Genomic DNA, 23,910 nt, shown 5'->3' with positions numbered 1-23,910 from the left:
TGTCTCCTAACAAGTTATGTCAAAGACAGGGCTTCAAACACATCCCCGTCTGTTTTTAATTCCAATATATGGCGTTGATGCCATAAAGCATAAAACAACAAAGTCCAGGCGGCAAAGCCTTCTTCCTTGCCTTCTGTTTTAAACAGTTTAATCACCGCATCCCGATCACCAAACGCCGCCACACCGGGTTGATCAGCAACCATTGGGCCGAGTTTCGCCCCATGATTGGCAATCCAATGTCCCACCGGCACCTTAAACCCACGCTTTTTAGAAAACGGTTGGGCCTCTGGTAAGCGGCGGTTTAACCAATGGCGTAGAATGGATTTCCCAAGTTTATTCTGAATCTTCAAACTATCCGGCAAATAGAAAACGGCCTCTGCCACCTGCGGGTCCAGAAACGGGGTTCGTCCTTCAACGCCATTTGCCATCAGGCAACGATCCAGCTTGATCAACAAATCATGGGGTAGCCAGTCAATTAAATCAATTCCTTGGGCCCGTTGCAAACGAGTAAAATCAAATTTCTTGAGATAACGTTCGGCAATATCAATGCCCTTATGCCAATCTTTACCGATTTCCTGCTTGAAAATCCCAAGCCCGTCAAATGTACCCGTTCCCCGGATTTGTTTACGCAAAGGCCACGGACGGCAATAAGACCGATAACGACCATATCCCCCAAGCAATTCATCCGCACCTTCCCCACTCAGCACGACTTTTACGTCTTTGCGGGCTTCGCGGGCCAGTTTATAGGTCGGTAAAACCGCATAATCAGCAACCGGATCGTCAATCGCTTCGGCAACTTTGGGCAACAAATTCAGGAAATCATTTTCATCAAATTCGACTTCCGTATGGTCTGCCCCGACTTTTTTCGCCAGCATACGTGCGTGTTGACGCTCGTCCGGAACATCTGTTCCACTAAAGCCCGCCGTATAAGCCTTAATCGGGTTATCGTTCAGTTCTGCCATTAAGGATAACAGGGCAGATGAATCGATCCCGCCGGACAGAAATAATCCATAAGGAACATCGGCACGTTGATGCACCTTGACGCTATTCACCAGCGCCTCTTCCATCTTTTTCGTGGCATCATCTTCCGTTACCGCACGAGGCGCACCGGGTGGAAGGGCCAATTTAATATGATGTTCGACCACCAGCCCCCGTTCAACGACCAGTGTTTCACCCGGTAAAACGCGTTTAATACCTTCAAAAATTGTGTGTCGTCCGGTGGAAAACTGTAATTGTAAAAAAGCATCACGCGCCGTGTTACGCACTTCCGGCTTAACCAAGCCTGCCCCGATCAAAGCTTGCGGTTCGGATGCAAAAGCAAACCCCCGTGGCGTTTCGGCATAATAAAGCGGTTTGATGCCAAACGGATCCCGCGTTAAAACAAGGCGACCGCGTTCACGATCATAAATCGAAATGGCAAACATACCGCGTAAATCATCAACGAATGCCAAGCCTTTGCGTCCATACAAATGCAAAGGCGGTTCGCAATCCGATGCGGTTTTCATTGCCATATCCGGCAAGCTTGCCCGAAGTTCAACGAAATTATAAACTTCGCCATTCGCGCTGATCACATTCCCTTTATCATCCAAGATCGGCTGATCGCCCGTTTCCAAATCGATAATTGCCAGACGGGTCTGCACCAAGGCGACATTTTTTTCACGAAAAACGCCGTGCCCGTCCGGGCCGCGATGTGCAAGGCAACGCGTAAAGGCTTCGATCACCTGATCGCTGGGTGACGTCCCATCAACGGTCATAAAGCCTGCAATACCACACATATTGTCTTATCCTGTTTTTAGTTTTGCCGCATCATGCGGATGTTTTAGTCTTTGGCGCGGGTAATCTTCTCAAAAAATTCCAGATATTTATCGACCACGACCTTTTCGGTAAATTCCTGTTGGAACTTATTCCAACCATTTGTTGCCAATTTATGGGCAAATTCCTGATCGCCAAAGATCCATTTGATGGCATCCCCCATCGCCTTAACATCATCGACCGGGCATAATACCCCGTCTTGACCATGCGTGATCAAGGTGCCGGGACCCAAGCTATCAGCAGCAATCACCGGGCGACCTTGCGCCCAACCTTCCAAAACCACATTGCCCAACGGTTCATGACGTGAAGGGCAAATATACACATCACTTGCCGCAAACAAAGCCGCCGTATCTTCGCGCCATCCCAGAAAACGTACGCGTGGACGAATGCTTAATTCTTCTGCCAACAATTCCAACTCACGGCGCAAAGGCCCTTCACCTGCCAACCACAAATACACACCGGGCACACGGGCAATGGCCCGTAACAAGGTATCAAATGCCTTATTCTCATGTAAGCGCCCCAAGGAAAGAAGCAAGGGCGCATCTTCAGGTGTGGACAAATCCATACGCGAAACCGGCTCCGCCTGTTCGCTCACGACGAAGTTCGGTAAATAATGCGCACGGTCCTGCGGCCAGCCTTCTTTGACCAAATAATCAACGATATCCTGTGTATTGCCGACCAAATGATCACAATCACGATAATATTTCAGATCGTAATACCCGCCAAGACGCGCAACCTTGACAAATTTCCCTTTGCCTGCCGGTGTTTTTTTTGTCGCCCGGTTCATCCACGATAAAACGATATCGGGTTGGAATTTGTTAATCTCGCGCTTGATACCAAATCCCGTTTTAAAATCCAACGCCCCACCAAACGGCAGTTGGACGGGATCAACACCACCTTCGCGCAATGTGCGCGCACGAGTTGTGTTTTCACGAATTATGACACGTTGCTCAATATTGGTCTTTTGCAGGGCAATCGCCAAACGGGTAAAGAAAACTTCCGCCCCGCCAAACTCGGCCCCTGCCATCGTTTGCAAGATACGCATTAAGGGATTAGCTCCTCAAATGCAGCACAGGCTTGTTCCCAACCCCAGCTGCGTTGTGTTTTCAAACAATTTTTATGTTGCTCAAACCAATGTTCATCATCATTTAACAGCTTAATCGCCCCTGCGCTGAAGACTTCATCCGTTTGGGCGACATAACCTGTTTTTCCATCCACGACCCGTTCTGCCATAGATCCGAAATCCTGCACGACCGTCGGCGTCCCCAAGGCTTGCGCTTCGGCCACTGCCAGACAAAATGTCTCGTTAATATCACCGCGAAACGTCATAATACGGGCGGTTTGCAGTTCTTCAATCAACTGCTGCTTTGTGGCCGGCCCCCGTAAAACAATCCCGATATCAGACAGACTTTCCGCACGCTTGAAAATTTGATCCATCAAGGTTGCTTTTTCCGCCCCGACGGATCCGTAAACACTCGGCCCACCAAATACATGCAATTCAGCCTTGGGGGATTGCGGATGAATTTCATTTTCCCAACGATCCATCAACCAATCCAAACCGCGCAACGGGTTCGATGTAAAAACCGCCTTCGGTGCCGGTGCAACCATGCGCTCTTCAGCATGACGAAACATATCGGGGATTCCATAAGGGATGATCTTGCGCCCCCCATCGGGTACCCATCCTGGTAATGTATCGGCGTGATACGTCCCAATAAAAACAATCGTCGGGCGCACTTTCCAGAATTTCTTAAGATAGCGCCATTTCACCATAAACCGACACGGATTATGCGTCCAAAATACTGTGCGTTTGGCTTTTGGCATCAAATCAATCAGCTTGTCACCCCGGTTTGCAATATAAAGGTCGGCTTCATCGGGAAGGCCATTTTCAATCGGTGCCCAATCCACCCCTTTATAAACCATTGGCGCCTTGCATTTATTGCGCACAATGACCTCATGCCCCCGCTTGGCAAATTCTTCCATCATCATAATGACAGAAGATTCCACCCCGCCAAGGGCACGTTCTTCCAGTGTTTTACCATCAAATTCGATGCCGTCATCGGCAAATACAATGCGCGCCATTATTCTTTTTCCAACGTCGCTTTAAGATAAGAGAGAAGCGGATACATCCCGGCAAACAAGGCAATTAAAAACCCATAGCCACCTTCCTTGTACCCTTTGCGTGACACATAGCACTTGAAGAAGCGAGAGAAAAGCCTTCTTAGATTATTTGTAAAACTTCCGACTTTGCCGCTTTCGCGTAAATCCTTCGCCCGTGCCGTACTGTAACTATCCAGACGGCGTATCATATCGGAAATATTGCGATCCACATAATGCTGAATGCGCCCTTTTAACATCGGCCCCTTTGCGCCCGACCATTTCAACGAAGGATGAAGACGTTCCGGCCCCCATTCTTTCACCCCTTTTTTAAACAAGCCGGGATAGGCCGCTTTACCAAAGGATGCCCCCCAACCATGTCGCACCAAACGATCCCCGATATAATTATCAACCAGAACCTCATGCCAATCAAAAGAGGTCGTTTCAATGGTTTGACGAATTTCTGCCGCCAGTTCAGGTGTCATATGTTCGTCGGCATCAATTTCAAACACCCAGTCCCCGCTGCAATATGAAATTGCCGTGTTGCGCCGTTCACCTTCCAAACGCCACGCCCCGACGAACACTTTATCCGTATATCGTCGGGCAATTTCTTCGGTTGCATCTGTGCACTTATCACAGACAACAACAACCTCGTCGGCAAAGCTTAAGGTTTCCAGACAACTTGCCAGACGATCTTCTTCGTTATGGGCTGTAATCAGGACGGACAATTTGGGCATTACAACAGGGCCTCAAATTCTGCCGCCGCCACATCCCATGTACGCGCGCGTTGCATCATACGGCAATCCCGGCTCATGTTCTCGCGTGAGGCTGATTTTGTCAGCAAATGCACCGTTACGTTCGCCATACTTTCCACGTCCGGCACGAGGAACCCGGTCTGCCCGTTCTTCACCCGTTCAGAACAGGCCCCGATAGGACGGGCGACACAAGGTAACCCAATGGCTTGTGTTTCCGCCAATGTGGAACAATACATTTCGGTTTCCACACCGGGATAGATATGGCACGCGGCTTGACGATAGGCTTGCGCCATTTCCAAATCCGAACCAGGCTTCAGTACTTTCACCCCATGTTCTGCCGCGCCTTGCACCTTGTCAAAAACCGGGCGTAATTTATCCGGGACATCCCCGCCGTTTTGCGCCTTAAACAAGCCCGCTGAATAGATATGCAATTCAGCATCATCGCCGACTTGCCCCATAATATTATCCGTCCACAAATCAATCAGACGATCCAGTCCATGCAAGGGGTTTGTTGTCACAATGGCGCGTGGCGGCTTAAGCGGTGCGCATTCTGCCTCTGTCAGATATTCGTGACGCACGCCTGGTGTAACAATCCCTTTGCGGAAATATTTCCACGGTTCCCACGTGCGATAATGTGCGTCACCCATGAAAACAACAATCGGATTATGTTTTTCCATCAAGGCCTGATATTTCGGCTTATTCAAAATTTTTGCGGGGGTCGCCAGCCACAGGAGTTTATTTTCCACATCGGGAAATTCATCCATCAACTGTGGTTTCTTCACGCATATCACAACGTCCGTTTCCGGCGGACGCGGTGCATCAAACGGCACCCATGACACTCCGTCAATCATGGCCCCTTGTTCAATACGGTTGATCACACAAACATCGTGCCCGCGTTTTGCCAAAGCCGGCGCCAGTGAAGCCACGGCTTTTTCCGTCCCGCCCAAAGGCTGAATCATCGGGCTGTTGCCGTCATAGGCGATTGAATCGTCAATAATGGTGATATGCATAGGATCCCCTGATGAAAATAATCAGTCGTTATCTGCTGTTATAAGTCGATTTTTACATTCTGCAAAGAGAAGAGCCTTGCGAAATTCGATTAAATATCCCACTTTCTACAAAAACATCCCCTCTGCCCATATTGGAAACTAAAATCATGTCCCTTTCTTACTGCAAACTTCCCAACCGCGCCGTCTTGAAAATCGAAGGTGAAGACCGTCTGGACTTTTTGCAGGGGCTGATTTCCAACGACATCAACAAGGTCAATGCCACAGATGGAATTTATGCCGCTTTTCTGACACCGCAAGGTAAGTTCCTCTGTGATTTTTTCATCGCCCAAGAAAATGATGCCCTCTTGCTGGACATTGATGCAGAGGCTATGCCTGCCTTTAAGAAAAAGCTGATGATGTATAAACTGCGCGCCAATGTCGTCATTGCCGATGTCAGTGCGCAATATGATGTATTTGCGGCCTTTGATGATAAAACAACTCAACCCGGTGTCTTTGCCGACCCCCGTCTGGAAGAAGCCGGATATCGCGCCATATTGCCAAACGGGCAAGACATTGAAAATGCCGAGCCTGTTCCTTTTGAAACCTATGAATTAATGCGCATCCAATTGGGCCTGCCCGATGGGGCACGCGACATGACGGTTGAAAAATCCATTTTGCTGGAAAACGGTTTTGACGAACTACACGGTGTGGATTGGAAAAAAGGCTGTTATATGGGCCAAGAACTGACCGCACGCACCAAATACCGTGCCTTGATCCGAAAGCGCCTCTTTCCTGTAATAATTGAGGGCGACCTCCCGGCACCGGGAACCGAGGTTACATCCGGCGACAAGGTTGTTGGCGAAATTCATTCCGGCATTCAAAACATGGCGCTTGCCACCCTTAAACTGGATGCACTTGAAGATGAATTAACAACAAACGGTGTCAAGTTAACCCCAAAGAAACCAGACTGGATGGTCCTGCCTGAAAGCGCCTGATGCCCCATACAAAAAACCATTTGGATGGGCTTTCGATCATCCTGTTGACAGTTCTGTGCGCAAGCTGGGGCTTACAACAAGTCGCGATTAAACTTTCAGCCGCAGATATTGCCCCCATTGTTCAATCCTCCATCCGTTCTGGTGGGGCGACGATTCTTATCGGATTATGGGTCCTTTTACGACGTAAACCAATGTTTGAAAAAGACGGCACCTTGTGGTGGGGGATTGCGGCCGGATTGCTTTTTTCATTTGAATTTGTGCTGGTCTATTTCGGTCTGGAATACACCAATGCCTCACGTGCCATTATTTTTCTGTATATGTCACCTTTTGTCGTTGCCCTTGGATCGCAATTCTTCATTCCGACGGAAAAACTGACCCGTTTGCAATATATCGGTTTGTTCAGTTCCTTTGTCGGCATCCTCGTCGCGTTTGGCGAGTCCTTTACTTTTCCCACTCAAGACATGCTGATTGGTGACTTTATGCTTATTGTTGCTGCAATTGCATGGGGGGCGACAACAGTTGTCATTAAGATGGGACCATTGGCAAAAGCATCATCCAGCAAAACCCTGCTGTATCAATTGTCTGTCTCTGCCCTCATTATGCCCATTGCCGCCTGGGTTTCGGGCGAAACGATAGCCGACATTCACTTTACACCGGTTGCAATTGCAAGTGTCGCTTACCAAACAATCTGGATTGCGACCTTTACCTTTATCGTCTGGTTCTGGCTGATCCGTATCTATCCTGCGCCCAAACTGGCGTCCTTCAGCTTCTTAACACCTTTTTTCGGTGTTCTGGCTGGGGGGCTTATTTTGGATGAACCCATGACGCCGGCATTGCTGATTGCCATGGTGATGGTGGGCATTGGGATTTATCTGGTCAATCGCAAACATACACCGGTTGTTGTTTAATCCCGGTTAAAGGCGAGCTTTAACCCAAAGCCGATCAACAAAGTACCGACAACGCCATCAAACCAACGCAAGACTTTGGGCGAGGATAAGAAAACCTTCACCCGGTCAACGATTGCAGCAATCAAGCACTGCCAGACCATCGCAATCAAGATATGTACAAGTGCCAATCCTTGCGCTTGCACAAATGCATTGCCTGCTGGATCAATAAATTGCGGCAAAAAAGCCATATAAAACACAGCGGTTTTTGGGTTTAGAACATTAGACAGAAAACCTTCGCGCAAGGATCGTTTAACCGAAAAACGTTTATCTTCCACATTCAGCTTTGCAACACCCTTCTCACTTCTAAGGGCTGATAAAAGGCTTTGCAGTCCCATCCAGATCAGATAGCCCGCACCCAACAGCTTAATCACACTGAACAGATAAGCCGAACTTAATAAAATCAAGGACACTCCTGCCGCAGAAATTGCCGCATGTATGAACAGCCCTGAACAAATCCCGACACTGGTCACAAATCCGTCCTTGAAACCACCACGAATGGAATTGCGCGTCATCATCACCGTGTCTGCACCCGGTGCAATGGTCAACAACGTAATCGCAACCAGAAATACCAAAAACTGTCCTTCAATCATATGCCACTCACTTTCAACAAACAGGCCAATCGTCCTTGAGTCAAAAAAAACACCCCGTCGAGATAAAACTCGAACGGGGTGTTAATGTAAAGTCGGTTAAGAACCCGAAATTACAGGCCGCTTACCAAAATCCATGCAACTGCAACAGGTGCAACAAAGCGACAGATGAAGAGCCATGCGCCCAAGAACGGGAACGTTTTTTCACCATTGTTCGTCACTTCCTCTTTCATTTTGTCGGCCATAACCCAACCGACAAAAATAGAAATCAGAATACCGCCAACCGGTAAGAGGATGTTGGAGGCAATATAATCCATGGAATCGAGGAAGCCTTTTTCGCCGATAATGAGGAAATCGCTCCAAACGCCCAAAGACAAGGAAGACGGAATGCCCAAGGTAAAAATAACCACACCGAAAACAATCGCTGCAACTTTTGAATTCCAGCCTTTCTCATCACTGAAATAAGACACAATCGGCTGCAACAGAGAAACAGCAGATGTCAGCGCTGCAATGGTCAACAGGAAGAAGAAGAGAACCCCAAAGAACACACCGCCGGGCATTTGTGCAAATACTGCAGGAAGTGTAATAAATGTCAGCCCCGGACCTGCTGCAGGGTCAAACCCAAACGCAAACACAGCTGGCAAAATCAGCAAACCAGCCAAGACGGCAACACCGGAGTCCAGTGATGTAACCCAGATTGCAGATTTACCAAGGTTCTCTTTTTTATTGAGGTAAGAGCCATAAGTAATCATCGCGCCCATACCGATAGACAACGAGAAAAACGCCTGTGACAACGCACCGTTAAAAGTCGCTGCCGTGACTTTGGAAAAGTCCGGCTTCAAGAAAAATTCCAAACCTTTTTCCGCACCCGGCAATGTAACCGCCCGACCAATCAAAATAATCAGCAGAACAAACAACATTGGCATCAAAATTTTACAGGCCCGTTCGATCCCGTCATGAACACCGCCCAAAACAACGGCAATCGTCAATCCCATGAATAAAGCATGATAAATGATCGGTTGCACCGGATCAGAAATAAAACCGCCAAAAGCCGCACCAAGTTCATCTGCACCACCAACCAGCGCGCCGCTCGCCATTTTAACGATATAGGCAATCGTCCAGCCAGCGACCACACTGTAAAAAGACAGAATGAGGAAAGCAGCCAAGACACCTAAAAAACCAACGATAGGCCATAGCTTGCCTTTAAGGACGGCAAAGGCGCCAATCGGATTACGTTGGGCCGCACGTCCCACCGCAAATTCAGCGAGCATAACACTCAAGCCAATTGTGAAAACCAAAGCCAGATAAATGATCAAAAAAGCACCACCGCCATTTTGACCTGTCATATAGGGGAATTTCCAGATATTGCCCAGACCAACCGCAGAACCTGCAGCCGCCAGAACAAAACCAAGACGTGAACCCCATTGTTCCCGTGTATTCATTGCTAATATAAATCCCAATTTACCAAGTTAAGGTGCTTGTTTTAACGTTCTTATGACGTATATTTTTATTGACACCATAACGGGCGAAATTACATGTTTTCGTGAGAAATAGGCTTGCGAAGTTTCTGAATAAATTAGAATGAAACGCTTGACCAAATGGTCAATTTTGTAATTTTATTACAGCAATATATCTTTGCCTCCCCTTGAACAGGAGTATCCCCCCTTGAAAAATTCCGTCCTTCTTCTTGCTTTTCTCATTTCTTTCGTCTGTACATCCATCGGTTGGGCCAATGAACCTGTCGGAACAACCTTGCGGGCCAGCGGTGCCACATCGGTTTTGCGTCTGGATAACATCTTCAGTCAACGCAAGGATGATCCGGTCTTTTGGCAAGACACAATTAAGACAGGTGCGGCCTCCCGTATAGAAATCCGATTTATTGATAATACAATGTTGTATATCGGTGATCATTCCAGCTTAGAAATTGATGAACTGGTCTATCAGCCCAACAAACCGGGCAAAGCCTTTTTCACCCTAAGCCAAGGTGTTTTCCGCATGGTTAGTGGCGCATTAAATAAAATGGATGGCAGCACATTTACCATCCAAACCCCATTGGCAACCATCGGCATTCGTGGAACTGATTTTTGGGGACATCAAACAGCCGATAAATTAACAATGGCGCTGCTAGATGATGGCGAACTGCGCATCACCAGCGGTAAGGAAACAATTGTTCTGACCAATCCGCTGGAAGCCGTAGTCATTGAAAAAGGTAAAAACACCGTTGATGTTTTCACCTTAACGCCAGAACAAGTGGCTCAGGCCAAAAAAACGATTGAATAGGGGGGCGCGTTAATTCCCCCATCGCCCTTGGAATGTCTGTGAAATTTCATACAAACGTTCAAAGGGCGAGTCTGTCGGGGATATGTCCAAATCCCCAACCACATGACCGAGGCCCACACGCCCAAACTTTTCGCGAACAGCCTCTTCCAACCATTGACGGGCTTGTGTGTGACGCGCACCGCTCAAGAAATCATGCGCTTTTAAAAATTCAAAATGCGTATCAAAGGCCGCAACCAGATCATCGACCCCTTGTTGACGCATGGAAGATAACAACAAAACCGGGATATCCCAAGGTTCTGCCCCCATACGTCCTGCCAGATTAAGGGCACCTTTCATATCTGCCATGGCCCGGCGTGCCGGTGCGCCCATATCTGCTTTAGTAATCGCCACAATATGCGGGATTTCAACAATCCCGGCCTTGATAAACTGCAAACTATCGCCGGAGCCCGGTTGTACACAGAACAAAACCGTATCTGCCACCCCGACAATGTCGGTTTCTGATTGCCCAACACCAACCGTTTCGATCAAAACAACATCGTAAACGGCGCGCATCAAGACCATACCCGATACCGTCAATCCAGCCAACCCGCCCAAACGGTCACGCGCCGCCATTGACCGTACATAAATCCCCTGATCATCCGGGTTGGTGGTGAAACGGGTCCGATCCCCCAACAATGCCCCGCCGGTACGACGTGAACTTGGGTCGACCGCAATCACGCCGACAGTGCGGCCCAGCGCACGCCATTGGGCGATCAACGCATTGGTTAATGTTGATTTACCCACACCCGGTGGTCCGGTAATGCCGATGACCTGCGCTTGCGGTTCACGATAGGCCTGATTAAGCAGGTCCAGTGTTTCCCGGCTATCGGGTTCACGTTCCACTTGCGCCAAGGCCCGTGCCATTGCGGCTTTTTTACCACTTTTCAATTGGTCAAAATCAATCGTCTTCATCGTTTACCTGAGATTTTTATCTTTGACGCAACGCAGCTTGTGCTGCTGCCAAACGTGCAATTGGCACCCTGAACGGCGAACAGGACACATAGTTCAATCCAATACGGTTAAAGAAGTCAATTGACACCGGATCGCCCCCATGTTCCCCGCAAATACCAAGTTTGATATCAGGGCGTGTCGCGCGCCCGCGTTCACAGCCCAGCTGAACCAACTCACCCACGCCATCCTGATCGATAGAGACAAACGGGTCGACCTCAATCACGCCGCGTTCCTGATAAACCCGCAAGAATCTACCGGCATCATCGCGAGATAATCCAAAAGTCGTTTGCGTTAAATCATTTGTTCCAAAACTGAAGAATTCTGCCGTCTTGGCAATATCACCGGCACGCAAGGCCGCACGCGGCAATTCGATCATCGTTCCGACGATAAAATCGATCTCGATCCCTTCACCCTGACAGACCTCATGTGCGGTTTTCTCAACCACCTCTTTCAGACGGTCAAGTTCTGCTTTCATGGCAACCAGCGGGATCATAATTTCCGGTACAACCGGCTTACCCCCGCGTTTGGTGACATTGCAGGCCGCTTCGAAAATAGCGCGCGTCTGCATTTCATAAATTTCAGGATAGGTGATACCTAAACGGCAACCGCGATGACCCAACATGGGGTTTTGTTCCGCCATTTCGCTCGCGCGTTCCTTGACATGTTCAACCGACATGCCTGCAACTTCGGCAACCAAAGCCATATCGCGTTCGCTATGCGGTAAAAACTCATGTAACGGCGGGTCCAGCAGACGAATTGTAACCGGCAAACCTTCCATAATTTCAAACAGATCTTCAAAATCCTGACGTTGGAATGGCAAAATATCTGCCAGTGCCTCACGACGTTTCTTTTCATTATCTGCCAAGATCATTTCGCGGACATAATTAATGCGCGCACTGTCAAAGAACATATGTTCTGTACGGCATAGGCCAATCCCTTCCGCCCCGAAAGACCGCGCCATTTTTGCATCGTGGGGTGTTTCGGCGTTGGTGCGAACACCCATTGTGCGGATTTTGTCTACCCATTCCATCAATTTGGCAAAATCGCCGCTTAATTCCGGCTGGATTGTCGGAACCGTCCCGGCCATAACCTGCCCATTGGATCCATCAATTGTAATGACATCGCCTTCAACCAAAACCTTACCATTGAAACTGGTTAATGTTTTGGCGCGATGATCAACCTTTAAATCCCCAGCACCAGACACACAAGGCGTGCCCATACCGCGCGCAACCACAGCCGCATGCGAGGTCATCCCGCCCCGTGTGGTCAAAATGCCTTGTGCAACATGCATCCCGCCAATATCTTCCGGGCTGGTTTCTGTACGAACAAGAATCACTTCTTCTTTGCGTTTGACCCAACTTTCCGCATCTTCGGAACAAAAGACAATTCGCCCGGTGGCCGCCCCTGGTGAAGCTGGCAAACCTTGGCTCATGACATCACGCGGTGCATCGGGATCAAGTGTCGGGTGCAAAAGTTGATCAAGGGAGCGTGGATCAAGGCGCATAACCGCCTCTTCCTGAGTAATCAAACCTTCATGGCACATATCCACGGCGATTTTCAACGCCGCCTTTGTGGTTCGTTTACCGACACGGGTTTGCAACATCCAAAGTTTACCTTCCTGTATGGTAAACTCCATATCCTGCATGTCTTTATAATGGGCTTCCAGTTCATCGCGATATTGAACCAATTCACGATATGTATCGGGCATAAGTTCTTCCATCGCCGGAAGACTGGATCCACTTTCTTCTTTTTCAAACAGAGTCAAAGGTTGTGGCGTACGAATACCGGCAACGACATCTTCGCCCTGTGCATTCACCAGATATTCACCATAAAAATGATTATCCCCTGTGGATGGATTGCGGGAAAAACAAACCCCTGTTGCGCAGTTTTCGCCCATGTTGCCAAAAACCATCGCCTGAATATTAACAGCTGTCCCCCATTCAGCCGGAATATTATGCAAAATCCGATAGGTATTGGCCCGTGCATTCATCCATGATTTGAACACGGCACCGACGGCGCCCCATAATTGCGCACCGGGGTCTTGCGGAAATTCTTCGTCCAGTTCTTCACGGACTTTATCTTTGAATTGAACACACAGTTCTTTCCAGTCTTCCCCGGTTAAATCAGTATCAAGGGTATAATCTTTTTCATCCTTGAGATATTCCAGCAGTTCTTCAAAGATATAATGATCTACACCTAAAACCACGTCGGAATACATCTGTATAAAACGGCGATAACTGTCATAAGCAAAACGCGCGTCCCCCGATGCTTTTGCCAGACCTTCGACCGTTTCGTCATTTAAACCGAGATTAAGAACCGTGTCCATCATGCCGGGCATGGAAGCACGTGCCCCACTGCGCACAGAAACCAGAAGTGGTTTTTCCGGATCACCAAAACGGGCATTCATCTGCCCTTCGATTTCCGTCAAAGCGGCCATGACCTGTTCTTTCAGATCATCGGGATAGGTTCGTCCATTGTCATAAAAATGGGTGCAAACCTCGGTCGTGATTGTAAACCCGGCGGGTACGGGAATACCAAGGTTGCTCATTTGTGCAAGGTTGGCACCTTTGCCACCCAGCAGTTCCTTCATGTCGGCACGGCCTTCGGCTTTACCTTTTGCGAAGGTGTAAACCCATTTCGTCATGATTTTGTCGCCTCTCAAAGCACTTGTGTCCCCGCCTTTTCAAAGACGGGGAACTCTGTCAAACAGATTCCCGAAACCTTCGGGAAACACAAATTCAGGCGAACGGCTTATCCCTCCAGCTTGGAGAAATCCGCAATCCCATCCAAAGCACGGCCAATTTGCGACAACAGGCGCAAACGATTGGCACGCACATCGGCGTTTTCACAGTTTACCGTCACCTTATCGAAGAACGCATCCACCGGTCCCCGCAAGGCAGCAAGAGCTGTCATTGCCTCGGCAAAACGTTCGTCTTTAAGAGCAGAGCCCAGAGTCCCCATGACTGGTTCCAGCTTCTCAAACAGTTTTTGTTCTTCATCCTGTTCCAAAAGGGATGCATCGACATCACCGTCATATTTGACGCCGTCTTTTTTCTCTTCGATGCGAACAATGTTCATTGCGCGGCGATAGGCCGCCACCAAATTTGCTCCGTCATCATTTGACAGAAACTCTTTCAACGCCTTCACACGCGCCAGCAAGCGAACAAGGTCGTCTTCATCACCTTTGGAGAAAACAGCCGTGATCATGTCGTGTGCAATACCTTCGTCTTTCAGGTGAACCTTTAAACGATCGGCAAAGAAATCAAGCAGGCTTTGCTCGTTCGCAGACGGGTCTGCCGGAACGGAGCTTAGGCCATTAACTGTAGAATATGCGGTATGGGCCTGCGAGAAAACTTCCAGCAAGTTCAAACGCAAACCGTTTTCCAGTACCAGACGGATAATACCAAGGGCCGCACGGCGCAGCGCAAACGGATCCTTGGAACCTGTCGGTTTTTCATCAATGGACCAGAAACCGACCAGCGTGTCGATTTTATCAGCCAAAGAAACCGCAACGGAGTCTGGTGCACTTGGGCATTCATCACCGGGGCCTTGCGGTGCATAATGCTGTGCAATGGCTTGGGCGACTTCGTCCTTTTCACCTTTGCGACGGGCATAATATTCCCCCATGATCCCTTGCAATTCCGGAAATTCGTAAACCATTTCGGAAACAAGATCGGCTTTTGCCAGATGCGCTGCACGACAAGACAAGCCAAGATCAGCCCCTTCGATCATCGAAGACAGTTCCCCGGCCAGTTTTTCCATCCGTTGAACTTTTTGCCCCATAGATCCCAGCTTGGCATGGAACAACATATCGTCCAGTTTCGGCAACAGATCTTCGAGGTTTTTCTTCAAATCCTGATCCCAGAAGAACTTGGCATCAGACAGACGTGCCCGCAAAACACGTTCATTCCCGGCAATAATCGCCTGCCCACCATCTGGGGCAATCTTGTTAGCGACAACCACAAAACGCGGCGCCAATGTGCCGTCTTCTTTCAGGCAAGAGAAATATTTCTGATGAGAGCGCATGGACGTAATCAAACATTCCTGCGGTACTTCCATAAACGCGTCATCAATTTGGCCTGCATGAACCACCGGCCATTCAACCAGCCCCGTAACTTCATTAAGCAGACCTTCGTCGTCTTTTAAAACGAAACCTTGTTCTTTCGCGACAGCCTCAGCTTGTTCGCGAATGATTTGCTTGCGTTCATCCTGATCCAGAATGACTTTATGTTCGCGCAAAAGCGTTTGATAGCTGGCAAAATCATCCACAGAAAAATCTTTCGGTGCCAAAAAACGGTGACCATGGGTATAACCGCAAGAGGTCACTGGCCCGAAATCGAACGGAACGACTGCCCCGTCCATAACACACAGGATATTTTGCAACGGGCGGACCCAACGCAAAGAATTAGAACCCCATTTCATGGACTTGGGCCAAGGTAACGCGTTTAATGCTGCAGCAAGAATTTCCGGCAAGACCAAAATGGTATCTTGTCCGGTCTTTTCAATAACAGCGACATAAAAACTGCCTTTTTTACCTTCCTGAATTTCGCATTGATCCAAAGTCAGCCCGGTTGATCCCAAAAAGCCCTGAATGGCTTTTTCCGGCGCATCAACCTTCGGCCCTTTGCGTTCTTCGCGCACATCGGGTTGTTTTTGCGGCAAGCCATCAATAACAAGGGCAAGACGGCGCGGTGTTACATAACAACGCGCATCACTATAGACCAAACCCGCTTTATCCAAACCTTCACACACAAGACGTTTCAGGTCATTTGCAGCACGCACTTGCATACGAGCCGGAATTTCTTCGCTTAAAATTTCCAGTAACAGCTCAGCCATTTTATGCCTCCTCACCTGTCTGTGTCGTCATCCAGGCTTCACAGCAGCCTTTTGCCATTGCCCGTACACGCCCGATATAAGCGGCGCGTTCAGTTACAGAGATAACCCCGCGCGCATCCAGAAGGTTAAAGGTGTGGCTGGCGCGCACGCATTGTTCATAAGCGGGTAGCGCAAGCGGTTTCTCCAATCCCAGCAAGTGTTGACACTGGGTTTCTGCATCACGGAAATGCTGGAACAAGATATCCGTGTTGGAATGTTCAAAGTTGAAGGCGGATTGTTCGCGTTCATTTTGCAGGAATACATCACCGTAGGAAACGCCTTCACCGTTGTAATCCAGATCATAGACGTTTTCCACGCCTTGAATATACATTGCCAAACGTTCCAGACCATAAGTCAATTCAACAGATACCGGATCACATTCAATCCCGCCGACCTGTTGGAAATACGTAAACTGGGTGACTTCCATACCGTCCAGCCAGACTTCCCAGCCAAGGCCCCAAGCCCCCAATGTCGGGCTTTCCCAATCATCTTCGACAAAACGAATATCATGCAGGTCCGTATCGATCCCCAAATGTTTCAGAGATTCCAGATATAAGTCCTGTGAATTATCCGGGGACGGTTTCAAAACTACCTGAAACTGGTAATAGTGCTGCAAACGGTTGGGGTTTTCCCCATAACGACCATCAACAGGACGGCGCGACGGTTGTACGTACGCAGCTTTCCACGGTTTCGGTCCTAACGTACGCAAGGTGGTCGCCGGGTGAAAAGTTCCCGCGCCCACTTCCATGTCGTAGGGTTGCAGAATAACACATCCTTTTTCCGCCCAGAAATTCTGGAGAGACAGGATCAGGTTTTGAAAACAGGTTTTTTTATTGGGTGTCGTGCCCATAGTCTTCACAATCTTTAAAAAACGTTTGTTGCAGCGCGAAAAAACTAGCTGATAAATCTATATCAGGTCAAGTTTGTTCGCGATTATTTATCATAAGGACAGTTCTCTTTGCCACAGCCTGACTTTTTATCGGCAATAACATAGTCACCACATGTGGGACAAGCGACCAATTCTTCGAAATCCGCATCTTTAGAACGGGTTTCGGTCGCCGACGTGCGATCATTGCGCGCCGCCTGCTTGGTCTTATTTTTTTGATCAGCCTGCAAGCGGTTCAACCATTTAAAACCGTACCAGACGGCTGCAATGATCAAAGCGGTAAACAGGATCTTATTCGGGCTTAAGCCAAACATCGGTTCAAACAATCCTTACGACAGAAATAGCGAAAGGGCAGTTTTAGCAAAGCTGCCCTCCTCAAGAAATAGATTTTTTATTTGTTTTGAAGATACAGGGCTAACTCCCCGCCTTGAAATCTTCCGAAAATTGATTGAAAGATTCAAACGCATCCGGATCACGCCGTTTTTTCTTCTGCTTTTGCTTGTTTTTTTCTTCGACAGAGGTGCGACCGGCAGGTTGCTTGGAAGTTGGCGGCGGTGGCGGAGAAGGCTTGCTTTTAATCGCAGTTTTTTCAGCAGCAGCGGCCCCCATACTCGGGTTGCTTTTATCAATAACAGCCGCCATATCCGGCGCTTGTTCACTTGGCGCAACCATCACACGAGGAACTTCCAGATCCCCTAATGGGTTAGAGCCCCCAGAAGATGCAGCCATACTTGAATTGACCTGATGGTTATAAGAAGGTTTAACCCCTTGCTTTTGCTGCATATTCTGCATTTGAACCTGTAAGGACGTTATATCTGCGCGCAGACGCTCCAGCTCTTTTGTCATTTCACCGAAGGTTTCTTCCAAATGACCTTCCATGCTTTCCTTGAACCGTTTTCCTTCGGATTTATTTTCGTCGCGCATCCAGTTGACACGTTGTTTTGTATCTTTTTCGACCCATTCTTGAAGTTCTTTGACTTTTTTATCAAAATCCTTCCGCACGCCCACTTTGACGTCGTATATAGAGTTGGCAACATTGCCCAGATAATAGACAATGAAGAAACCGACCAAAACCGCAACGGCAACACCTACGGTAATGGCAATCGTCGCCGTACCGCTCATTTAGCGTCCTTCCTTCGTCAAAAAAAACCGCCTCATGGGAGACATCTTGTCAACACGATTAGACATTATTCGTTTTATACTCGTCATTTTCGGATCATGTAAACTTCCTTACAGACTACATGAACTCACAATAAACACCATAAAAAACTACCTTTTGCCATCATTTTAAAAGGCTTTGAGGTTGATTAAAGTCAGGTACTAAGCAATCATGTATGTTAGGTTATTCGAAAATACATCTATGTAAAATGGGGGAATGAAAGGTCAGCATGGAACTAAATGTGAAAAATAATAACGAAAATATTTCACAAGCGCTTGCATGGAACAAAGATGCGTTAGTCAACAGTTTCATCCTGAAGCCGGCTTATTGGATACTCCCTATTGCGCTCTGGAGTATTATCGTCCTCACATCCTATTTGCATAACGTTTCTCAAATTCAAAATAACATTGAAGAAATAGCCGCAAACAAAGGACGTTTTGTCTTCTCCATGATTGAAGATGTTCGCCTTTGGAACGCACGTCACGGCGGTGTATACGTCCCACGAACCCCAGAAACCCCTTCCAATCCATACCTCGTTGACGAGGACAAAGATGTCACAACAGACACAGGGCAAGAACTGACGAAACTAAACCCTGCCTATATGACCCGTCAACTTGGCAACGTTATCCGTGAAAATAGCGATACATCAATTCATATTACCAGCCTTATCCCCATCAACCCGGATAACACCCCGGACAAATGGGAAGCTTCGGCCCTCAAGGCCTTTGAAAAACGCGCCCGTGAATATTTTGAATTTGTCCCCTTTGATGGCGATACTCAGTTTCGATACATGGCCCCCCTCATCACCAAACAAGCCTGTATGGGATGCCATGAACATCAAGGTTATAAAGTCGGGGATGTTCGAGGCGGTATCAGTGTATCCTTTGATGCCTTCCCCTTTTTAAAGGCGCAAGATACCCAGATTGCCAGTCAACGCATGATCCATATCGTTACGTGGTTGTTGCTGTGTAGTTTAAGTTTACTTGCCTTATTCAGTTTACGTCACCATCTCGCCATTTTGCTGACCATCAACGAAGAACAGGAAGCCATCGTCAACCTGCGCACCCAAGACCTGCGCGAAGAATCGAAAAAGCGTCATGAAGCCCAAGCGCAATTTCGCCGTTTTATTGATGCATCCGCCGAAGGGATTGTTGCACTGGACGCACAAGGCATTTGTACCTTTGCAAACCTGAAAGCCGCACAATTACTGCATCTAGACAGTCTAGATGATATCATTGGGCAAAATTTTGATGAGGTCAGCAGACATCACTGTCGAATTGACAATCATTCAACAGTCCTCACAATTGCCGATGCTATTCGCTCAGGTCGCGAAACCGGAAGTGATAACGAGCATTTCAGACGCTCTACCGGCGAAGCCTTTCCTGTTGAATATTACGTTGCACCTGTCCATGAAAATCAAACACTCATCGGTGCTGTTCTCACATTCAGTGATATTACAAAGCGCAAAGAGCGAGACAGCGAACTTTTAAAACTCTCTACCGCTGTTGAAGAAAGTCCAGCTTCAACCATCATCACCGATTCCAATGGCAAAATCGAATATGTCAACAAACGCTTTAGCGAAATCACGGGTTTTACAAAAGACGAAATCATTGGAAAAACGCCACGCCTTTTAAAATCAGGCTATACCCCTCCCGAAGTCTACCACAGTATGTGGAGCAACCTGCGCGCCGGCAAAAACTGGCATGGAGAACTCTTAAATAAAAAGAAAGACGGCGGCCTGTTTTGGGAAGAAACGCTAATCTCCCCGATTAAGCACAATGGTGAAGTCACACACTTTGTTGCCGTCAAGCGCGATATCACCGGTTATAAATCAGAAATGGATGAAGTATGGCGACAGGCCAATTACGATGCCTTAACCAAATTACCCAACCGTAATCTGTTTGAAGATCGCCTTGAAAATGCTGTTGCTCTGGCCCAACGCGAAGACCGTAATCTTGCCCTTCTCTTTATCGACCTGGATGGCTTTAAACTAATCAACGACAACTACGGACATGATGCCGGAGATTTTGTTTTAAAAACAACCGCTGAACGCCTGCAATCCTGCCTGCGCCACAGCGATACCGCTGCCCGTTTAGGCGGGGATGAATTTACCATTATTATTCAGGATGCCACATCTATAGAGGCCATTGAAAATGTTGCAGATAAGGTCATTCATGCAACAGCACAGGACATGACATATAAACAGAATGTGCTTGCTGTCTCTGCTTCCATTGGTATCGCGGTCCTGCCCCGCGACGCCAACAGCGCAAAAGACCTTGTTCGTTTTGCCGATGTGGCTATGTACATTGCCAAACAACGAGGTAAAAACGGCTACTATCACTACGCAGATTTTATCAAAGGTCAGCCTCAAATATAAATCACGGTTTTAAAAACAATCCATCGCCGTCTTGCAAAATTGCTTTAGCCTTTTTGGTATAACTGCCATCATCTTCATGAACCACCAAACCGTTTGCAAATGTCAGCGGCGTTTTAATGCCTTTGCGCCCTTGCAGGATAAACCGTTTGGCCCCGCGCGCTTGCGTCCCCGTAGGACTCATCGACCAGATGGGAAACAGTATTAATTCTCCCAACCGTCCTTTCAACGCCGCCAGTGTTTCTTCCAGACGTTCTACGCGGTTGATAAATGTTACGGTTCCTTTTGGCTTGGTCATGCGCAACATATAATCCACCCAATTTTGCAAACTTGCGCCTTGTGCCACTTCCATATGGGCGCGGGCCTTGATTTCATTTGGCGGGCGGTGTCCTGATCCTGCCTCATAAAAAGGAGGATTTGCCATAACATGGTCAAATGAGTTGGGCACAGGGTCCATAGGGCGGGATAACAAATCAGCACAAATAAAGCGGGCGCGATTTTCCCTTTCATTCAATGCGCAATTTTTCTGCGCGATATCCACTAGCGTATCTTGAATATCAATTCCACTCAGATGTACATCTTCCACCCGTGCTGCCAAACAAAAACTCGCCGCCCCCACGCCACAGCCCACATCTAAAATATGTTGTCCGGCACGCGCGGGGATACTTGCGGCCAATAAAACAGGGTCCGTTGCCGCGCGATAGCCGTCAATCGGTTGTAACAGCCGGACTTTTCCGCCCAAAAACAAGTCTTCGCTTAGGGCCAGTGGATCACTCACAAGCCATTTCTCCATCTTGCAAACTTTTCAGCAAACGCTTGGCACGGTCATAATCTTCATCAATCACCATGATGCGGCTGGAGGCGACGGACATTTCCCCGGGAAAAAGACTACCAACGTATCCATCAAAGGTATCAAACGCTATCCCTTCTGAATCAAGGTGATACTTAAGAGCCGAGAGCAATACCAAATCCCCGGTGGCAACTAACTCTTTCATAAAATGAGATCCCCCCTTCCAAGAGCCGCGCAAACCTGCTATTTGACTTGTGCGCTGTGTTTTTATTGGATGATTTAACCAGAAAACACAAGGCTATACTACAATTTATCGGTTATGGATAACATGGATAAGCACTCATCAGGCCCTTCGGCAGTTGAAACACTCACCAATCTGGTGGCAGACGACCTTAAAGCAGTAAACGCCGCAATTTTGGAGCGTATGCAAAGCCCCGTCGCCCTCATTCCTCAACTGGCCGGTCATATCATTGCCGCCGGCGGCAAGCGACTGCGTCCGATGCTCACGCTTGCAAGCGCCCAATTGCTTAACTATCAAGGCAACAAACACGTCGGTTTGGCCGCTTGTGTGGAATTCATCCATACGGCGACTCTGCTGCATGATGATGTGGTGGATGAAAGCGATTTACGCCGTGGTCAAGACAGTGCCAATGCCATCTGGGGCAACAAGGCCAGCGTTCTGGTCGGTGATTTCCTATTCAGCCGCAGTTTTGAATTGATGGTACAGGCTGACAGCTTGAAAGTGATGGAAATCCTCTCTCATGCCTCTTCCGTCATTGCAGAAGGCGAAGTTCTCCAGCTGATTACCGCCAACGATGCCGATACCACAGAAGAAGCCTACCTCGAAGTCATTCAAGCCAAAACCGCACAACTGTTTGCTGCAGCCTGTCATGTCGGCGGCCTTGTTGCCGGTGCGACCACAGAACAAGAAGAAGCCTTACAGTCTTATGGGAACAACCTCGGCATCGCCTTCCAGTTGATTGACGATGCACTTGATTACAGCGCAAAACAGGCAGAACTCGGCAAAGCTGTCGGGGATGATTTCCGTGATGGCAAAATGACTCTTCCTGTGATTTTGGCTATTGCTCGTGGAAATGAAGATGAAAAATCCTTCTGGAAACGCACGCAGGAAGATCAGAACTTTCAGGACGGAGATCTGGAACTTGCCCTGACCCTGCTACAAAAACACAACACATTGAATGATACCGTCACTCGGGCCCGTGAATACGGCGAAAAGGCTATCGCAGATTTGGATATTTTCCCCAAAACTCCTGCCAGAGAAGCCCTGAAAGGCATCGTCGAATTCTGTATTGAACGGGCCTATTAAAAAAAATATTTTTGGACTTGCCACGCCTGTTCTGACAGGCTATATACCGCCACACAAATCGAAACGGTGTCCCGAAAACAACACTCACCGCTTCGACATATCGGTAACGGGAAGTAGCTCAGCCTGGTAGAGCACTGTCTTCGGGAGGCAGGGGCCGGAGGTTCGAATCCTCTCTTCCCGACCAACATAACCCCTTGGGAAACCAAGGGGTTTTTTGTTTTTACATTTTCCTTCAAAAAAGTCGGTGCCCATACGGTGCCCAACTTGTGCCCACACTTCTTTCAAGCAAATTTCATTGAAATAAGAAATGGATACCTAGCAGAATGCGTTTTCTTTAATTGACCGCATTTTCTAAGAAGCTACACTTCCAAAACCGCCATCCGTTCTTTGATGTCGGTTGCGGGTTGACCGCATTTTCTAAGAAGCTACACTCAAAAGATTGTTATTTGCTCCACTATCAAGGTTGCGGGTTGACCGCATTTTCTAAGAAGCTACACTAGCTCGTGCATTTGAAACGAAGTTATCGACGTTGCGGGTTGACCGCATTTTCTAAGAAGCTACACTACCGTCAGCCTTTTTGCCTGTGAGTTCGAGGTTGCGGGTTGACCGCATTTTCTAAGAAGCTACACTTAGATAAAGGCCAGTTCATTTTTTTTAAATGATAAACTGGCCTTTTCATTTTCTAAAAATAGAAAAATACCATTAAAACAAAAGCAATTGTTCCGGGTTTTTTGACGATTCCGACTTGCGGCTTCTGAAGGTTTGAATATTTTCATATTGTTTATCCGTAATCGCCAGTATTTGGACTGTGCCATATTTGGGCAGATTTCGCTCGATCCTTTTTCTTAAAGATTCGACCGCTTCCTTGCCCGATAAGAGCCGATAGTATATCGAAAATTGGCCCATTGCGAAACCTTCATCCAACAAATAATCCCTGAATCTGGTTGCTGCTTTTCGATCTTTCTTTTCAACAACCGGAAGGTCAAACATCACAATTACCCACATCAGCCGATACCCGCTTACCCATGTTTCCTGTTCAACGATCATTTA

The 23,910-nt window shown here is 48.0% G+C and carries 21 protein-coding genes and 1 tRNA gene; 6 read left to right on the top strand and 16 right to left on the bottom strand.

Features of this window, described 5'->3' with window-relative positions:
* Nucleotides 1-14 precede the first annotated feature (14 nt).
* The 5 genes from asnB to ACI0FF_RS07475 are packed head-to-tail and all read right to left on the bottom strand — an operon-like array spanning nt 15 to nt 5,671.
* Nucleotides 15-1,775: an asparagine synthase (glutamine-hydrolyzing) gene (asnB, locus tag ACI0FF_RS07495; RefSeq protein WP_419799485.1), complete on the bottom strand. Its 1,761-nt coding sequence runs from the start codon at nt 1,773-1,775 to the stop codon at nt 15-17.
* 44 nt (nt 1,776-1,819) lie between these two features.
* Entirely contained in the window at nt 1,820-2,857 is a 1,038-nt protein-coding gene (locus ACI0FF_RS07490) for a glycosyltransferase (protein WP_419799484.1), read from the bottom strand.
* Nucleotides 2,857-3,891, bottom strand: a complete 1,035-nt coding sequence (locus ACI0FF_RS07485; protein ID WP_419799483.1) for a glycosyltransferase — start codon at nt 3,889-3,891, stop codon at nt 2,857-2,859. Before ACI0FF_RS07485 ends, ACI0FF_RS07490 begins: the two co-directional genes overlap by 1 nt.
* Nucleotides 3,891-4,643: a glycosyltransferase family 2 protein gene (locus tag ACI0FF_RS07480; protein ID WP_419799482.1), complete on the bottom strand. Its 753-nt coding sequence runs from the start codon at nt 4,641-4,643 to the stop codon at nt 3,891-3,893. The genes ACI0FF_RS07485 and ACI0FF_RS07480 overlap by 1 nt, the downstream gene beginning before the upstream one ends.
* Nucleotides 4,643-5,671, bottom strand: a complete 1,029-nt coding sequence (locus ACI0FF_RS07475) for a glycosyltransferase (protein ID WP_419799481.1) — start codon at nt 5,669-5,671, stop codon at nt 4,643-4,645. The genes ACI0FF_RS07480 and ACI0FF_RS07475 overlap by 1 nt, the downstream gene beginning before the upstream one ends.
* Before the next feature lie 146 nt (nt 5,672-5,817).
* Between ACI0FF_RS07475 and ACI0FF_RS07470 the strand changes: the two genes are divergently transcribed.
* Nucleotides 5,818-6,645: a YgfZ/GcvT domain-containing protein gene (locus ACI0FF_RS07470; protein ID WP_419799480.1), complete on the top strand. Its 828-nt coding sequence runs from the start codon at nt 5,818-5,820 to the stop codon at nt 6,643-6,645.
* A complete protein-coding gene (locus tag ACI0FF_RS07465) occupies nt 6,645-7,553 on the top strand; it encodes a DMT family transporter (protein ID WP_419799479.1) in 909 nt (302 codons plus the stop codon). Before ACI0FF_RS07470 ends, ACI0FF_RS07465 begins: the two co-directional genes overlap by 1 nt.
* Here the strand turns inward: ACI0FF_RS07465 and ACI0FF_RS07460 are convergent.
* Complete coding sequence (locus ACI0FF_RS07460) at nt 7,550-8,182, bottom strand: LysE family translocator (protein WP_419799478.1); 633 nt, start codon at nt 8,180-8,182, stop codon at nt 7,550-7,552. The two genes, ACI0FF_RS07465 and ACI0FF_RS07460, sit on opposite strands and share 4 nt — an antisense overlap.
* Nucleotides 8,183-8,292: 110 nt before the next feature.
* Nucleotides 8,293-9,621: a sodium-dependent transporter gene (locus ACI0FF_RS07455; RefSeq protein WP_419799477.1), complete on the bottom strand. Its 1,329-nt coding sequence runs from the start codon at nt 9,619-9,621 to the stop codon at nt 8,293-8,295.
* A 223-nt stretch (nt 9,622-9,844) separates the two neighbouring features.
* Here ACI0FF_RS07455 and ACI0FF_RS07450 point away from each other — a divergent pair, with 223 nt between their 5' ends.
* Entirely contained in the window at nt 9,845-10,459 is a 615-nt protein-coding gene (locus ACI0FF_RS07450) for a FecR family protein (protein WP_419799476.1), read from the top strand.
* Between the two features lie 9 nt (nt 10,460-10,468).
* On the opposite strand, the gene ACI0FF_RS07445 is transcribed toward ACI0FF_RS07450, so the two are convergent.
* The 6 genes from ACI0FF_RS07445 to ACI0FF_RS07420 form a co-directional block, all read right to left on the bottom strand.
* Nucleotides 10,469-11,410 carry an ArgK/MeaB family GTPase gene (locus ACI0FF_RS07445; protein WP_419799475.1) on the bottom strand — a complete coding sequence of 314 codons (942 nt, stop codon included), beginning with the start codon at nt 11,408-11,410 and terminating at the stop codon, nt 10,469-10,471.
* A gap of 16 nt (nt 11,411-11,426) precedes the next feature.
* On the bottom strand, nt 11,427-14,093 hold the full coding sequence (gene ppdK, locus ACI0FF_RS07440) for a pyruvate, phosphate dikinase (RefSeq protein WP_419799474.1): 2,667 nt from the start codon (nt 14,091-14,093) through the stop codon (nt 11,427-11,429).
* Between the two features lie 107 nt (nt 14,094-14,200).
* Nucleotides 14,201-16,285, bottom strand: a complete 2,085-nt coding sequence (gene glyS, locus ACI0FF_RS07435) for a glycine--tRNA ligase subunit beta (protein WP_419799473.1) — start codon at nt 16,283-16,285, stop codon at nt 14,201-14,203.
* Nucleotide 16,286: 1 nt separating this feature from the next.
* Nucleotides 16,287-17,174 carry a glycine--tRNA ligase subunit alpha gene (locus ACI0FF_RS07430; RefSeq protein WP_419799472.1) on the bottom strand — a complete coding sequence of 296 codons (888 nt, stop codon included), beginning with the start codon at nt 17,172-17,174 and terminating at the stop codon, nt 16,287-16,289.
* An 83-nt stretch (nt 17,175-17,257) separates the two neighbouring features.
* Nucleotides 17,258-17,524: a hypothetical protein gene (locus ACI0FF_RS07425; RefSeq protein ID WP_419799471.1), complete on the bottom strand. Its 267-nt coding sequence runs from the start codon at nt 17,522-17,524 to the stop codon at nt 17,258-17,260.
* A 100-nt stretch (nt 17,525-17,624) separates the two neighbouring features.
* Complete coding sequence (locus ACI0FF_RS07420; RefSeq protein WP_419799470.1) at nt 17,625-18,332, bottom strand: hypothetical protein; 708 nt, start codon at nt 18,330-18,332, stop codon at nt 17,625-17,627.
* 278 nt (nt 18,333-18,610) lie between these two features.
* On the opposite strand from ACI0FF_RS07420, the gene ACI0FF_RS07415 reads away from it, so the two are divergent.
* Entirely contained in the window at nt 18,611-20,746 is a 2,136-nt protein-coding gene (locus tag ACI0FF_RS07415; protein WP_419799469.1) for a diguanylate cyclase domain-containing protein, read from the top strand.
* A 1-nt stretch (nt 20,747) separates the two neighbouring features.
* On the opposite strand, the gene ACI0FF_RS07410 is transcribed toward ACI0FF_RS07415, so the two are convergent.
* Both ACI0FF_RS07410 and ACI0FF_RS07405 read right to left on the bottom strand, forming a co-directional pair.
* Nucleotides 20,748-21,521 (bottom strand): tRNA1(Val) (adenine(37)-N6)-methyltransferase, encoded by a 774-nt coding sequence (locus ACI0FF_RS07410; RefSeq protein ID WP_419799468.1) that lies wholly within the window; start codon nt 21,519-21,521, stop codon nt 20,748-20,750.
* Nucleotides 21,514-21,738: a DUF2007 domain-containing protein gene (locus ACI0FF_RS07405; RefSeq protein ID WP_419799467.1), complete on the bottom strand. Its 225-nt coding sequence runs from the start codon at nt 21,736-21,738 to the stop codon at nt 21,514-21,516. The genes ACI0FF_RS07410 and ACI0FF_RS07405 overlap by 8 nt, the downstream gene beginning before the upstream one ends.
* A gap of 114 nt (nt 21,739-21,852) precedes the next feature.
* On the opposite strand from ACI0FF_RS07405, the gene ACI0FF_RS07400 reads away from it, so the two are divergent.
* Both ACI0FF_RS07400 and ACI0FF_RS07395 read left to right on the top strand, forming a co-directional pair.
* Nucleotides 21,853-22,860, top strand: coding sequence for a polyprenyl synthetase family protein (locus ACI0FF_RS07400; RefSeq protein ID WP_419799466.1), 1,008 nt, complete (start codon nt 21,853-21,855; stop codon nt 22,858-22,860).
* A gap of 107 nt (nt 22,861-22,967) precedes the next feature.
* A tRNA-Pro gene (locus ACI0FF_RS07395) sits at nt 22,968-23,044 on the top strand.
* Nucleotides 23,045-23,562: 518 nt separating this feature from the next.
* Here the strand turns inward: ACI0FF_RS07395 and cas2 are convergent.
* Complete coding sequence (gene cas2 / locus ACI0FF_RS07390; protein ID WP_229734339.1) at nt 23,563-23,907, bottom strand: CRISPR-associated endonuclease Cas2; 345 nt, start codon at nt 23,905-23,907, stop codon at nt 23,563-23,565.
* Nucleotides 23,908-23,910: the final 3 nt, after the last annotated feature.

This window comes from Terasakiella sp. 4MB5A, assembly GCF_050058155.1.
Taxonomy (GTDB): domain Bacteria; phylum Pseudomonadota; class Alphaproteobacteria; order Rhodospirillales; family Terasakiellaceae; genus Terasakiella; species Terasakiella halodenitrificans.
Note: the sequence above shows the minus strand (reverse complement) of the source record. Positions and strands in the feature narration are given on the sequence as shown.

What these genes read in the sequence shown, in the direction of transcription:
- ppdK (WP_419799474.1), bottom strand. Translation starts at nt 14,093, where the DNA reads ATGACGAAATGGGTTTACACCTTCGCAAAAGGTAAAGCCGAAGGCCGT.
- ACI0FF_RS07400 (WP_419799466.1), top strand. Translation starts at nt 21,853, where the DNA reads ATGGATAACATGGATAAGCACTCATCAGGCCCTTCGGCAGTTGAAACA.
- asnB (WP_419799485.1), bottom strand. Translation starts at nt 1,775, where the DNA reads ATGTGTGGTATTGCAGGCTTTATGACCGTTGATGGGACGTCACCCAGC.
- ACI0FF_RS07475 (WP_419799481.1), bottom strand. Translation starts at nt 5,671, where the DNA reads ATGCATATCACCATTATTGACGATTCAATCGCCTATGACGGCAACAGC.
- ACI0FF_RS07480 (WP_419799482.1), bottom strand. Translation starts at nt 4,643, where the DNA reads ATGCCCAAATTGTCCGTCCTGATTACAGCCCATAACGAAGAAGATCGT.
- ACI0FF_RS07420 (WP_419799470.1), bottom strand. Translation starts at nt 18,332, where the DNA reads ATGAGCGGTACGGCGACGATTGCCATTACCGTAGGTGTTGCCGTTGCG.
- ACI0FF_RS07485 (WP_419799483.1), bottom strand. Translation starts at nt 3,891, where the DNA reads ATGGCGCGCATTGTATTTGCCGATGACGGCATCGAATTTGATGGTAAA.
- ACI0FF_RS07405 (WP_419799467.1), bottom strand. Translation starts at nt 21,738, where the DNA reads ATGAAAGAGTTAGTTGCCACCGGGGATTTGGTATTGCTCTCGGCTCTT.
- ACI0FF_RS07445 (WP_419799475.1), bottom strand. Translation starts at nt 11,410, where the DNA reads ATGAAGACGATTGATTTTGACCAATTGAAAAGTGGTAAAAAAGCCGCA.
- cas2 (WP_229734339.1), bottom strand. Translation starts at nt 23,907, where the DNA reads ATGATCGTTGAACAGGAAACATGGGTAAGCGGGTATCGGCTGATGTGG.
- ACI0FF_RS07470 (WP_419799480.1), top strand. Translation starts at nt 5,818, where the DNA reads ATGTCCCTTTCTTACTGCAAACTTCCCAACCGCGCCGTCTTGAAAATC.
- ACI0FF_RS07425 (WP_419799471.1), bottom strand. Translation starts at nt 17,524, where the DNA reads ATGTTTGGCTTAAGCCCGAATAAGATCCTGTTTACCGCTTTGATCATT.
- ACI0FF_RS07455 (WP_419799477.1), bottom strand. Translation starts at nt 9,621, where the DNA reads ATGAATACACGGGAACAATGGGGTTCACGTCTTGGTTTTGTTCTGGCG.
- ACI0FF_RS07465 (WP_419799479.1), top strand. Translation starts at nt 6,645, where the DNA reads ATGCCCCATACAAAAAACCATTTGGATGGGCTTTCGATCATCCTGTTG.
- ACI0FF_RS07490 (WP_419799484.1), bottom strand. Translation starts at nt 2,857, where the DNA reads ATGCGTATCTTGCAAACGATGGCAGGGGCCGAGTTTGGCGGGGCGGAA.
- ACI0FF_RS07460 (WP_419799478.1), bottom strand. Translation starts at nt 8,182, where the DNA reads ATGATTGAAGGACAGTTTTTGGTATTTCTGGTTGCGATTACGTTGTTG.
- ACI0FF_RS07430 (WP_419799472.1), bottom strand. Translation starts at nt 17,174, where the DNA reads ATGGGCACGACACCCAATAAAAAAACCTGTTTTCAAAACCTGATCCTG.
- glyS (WP_419799473.1), bottom strand. Translation starts at nt 16,285, where the DNA reads ATGGCTGAGCTGTTACTGGAAATTTTAAGCGAAGAAATTCCGGCTCGT.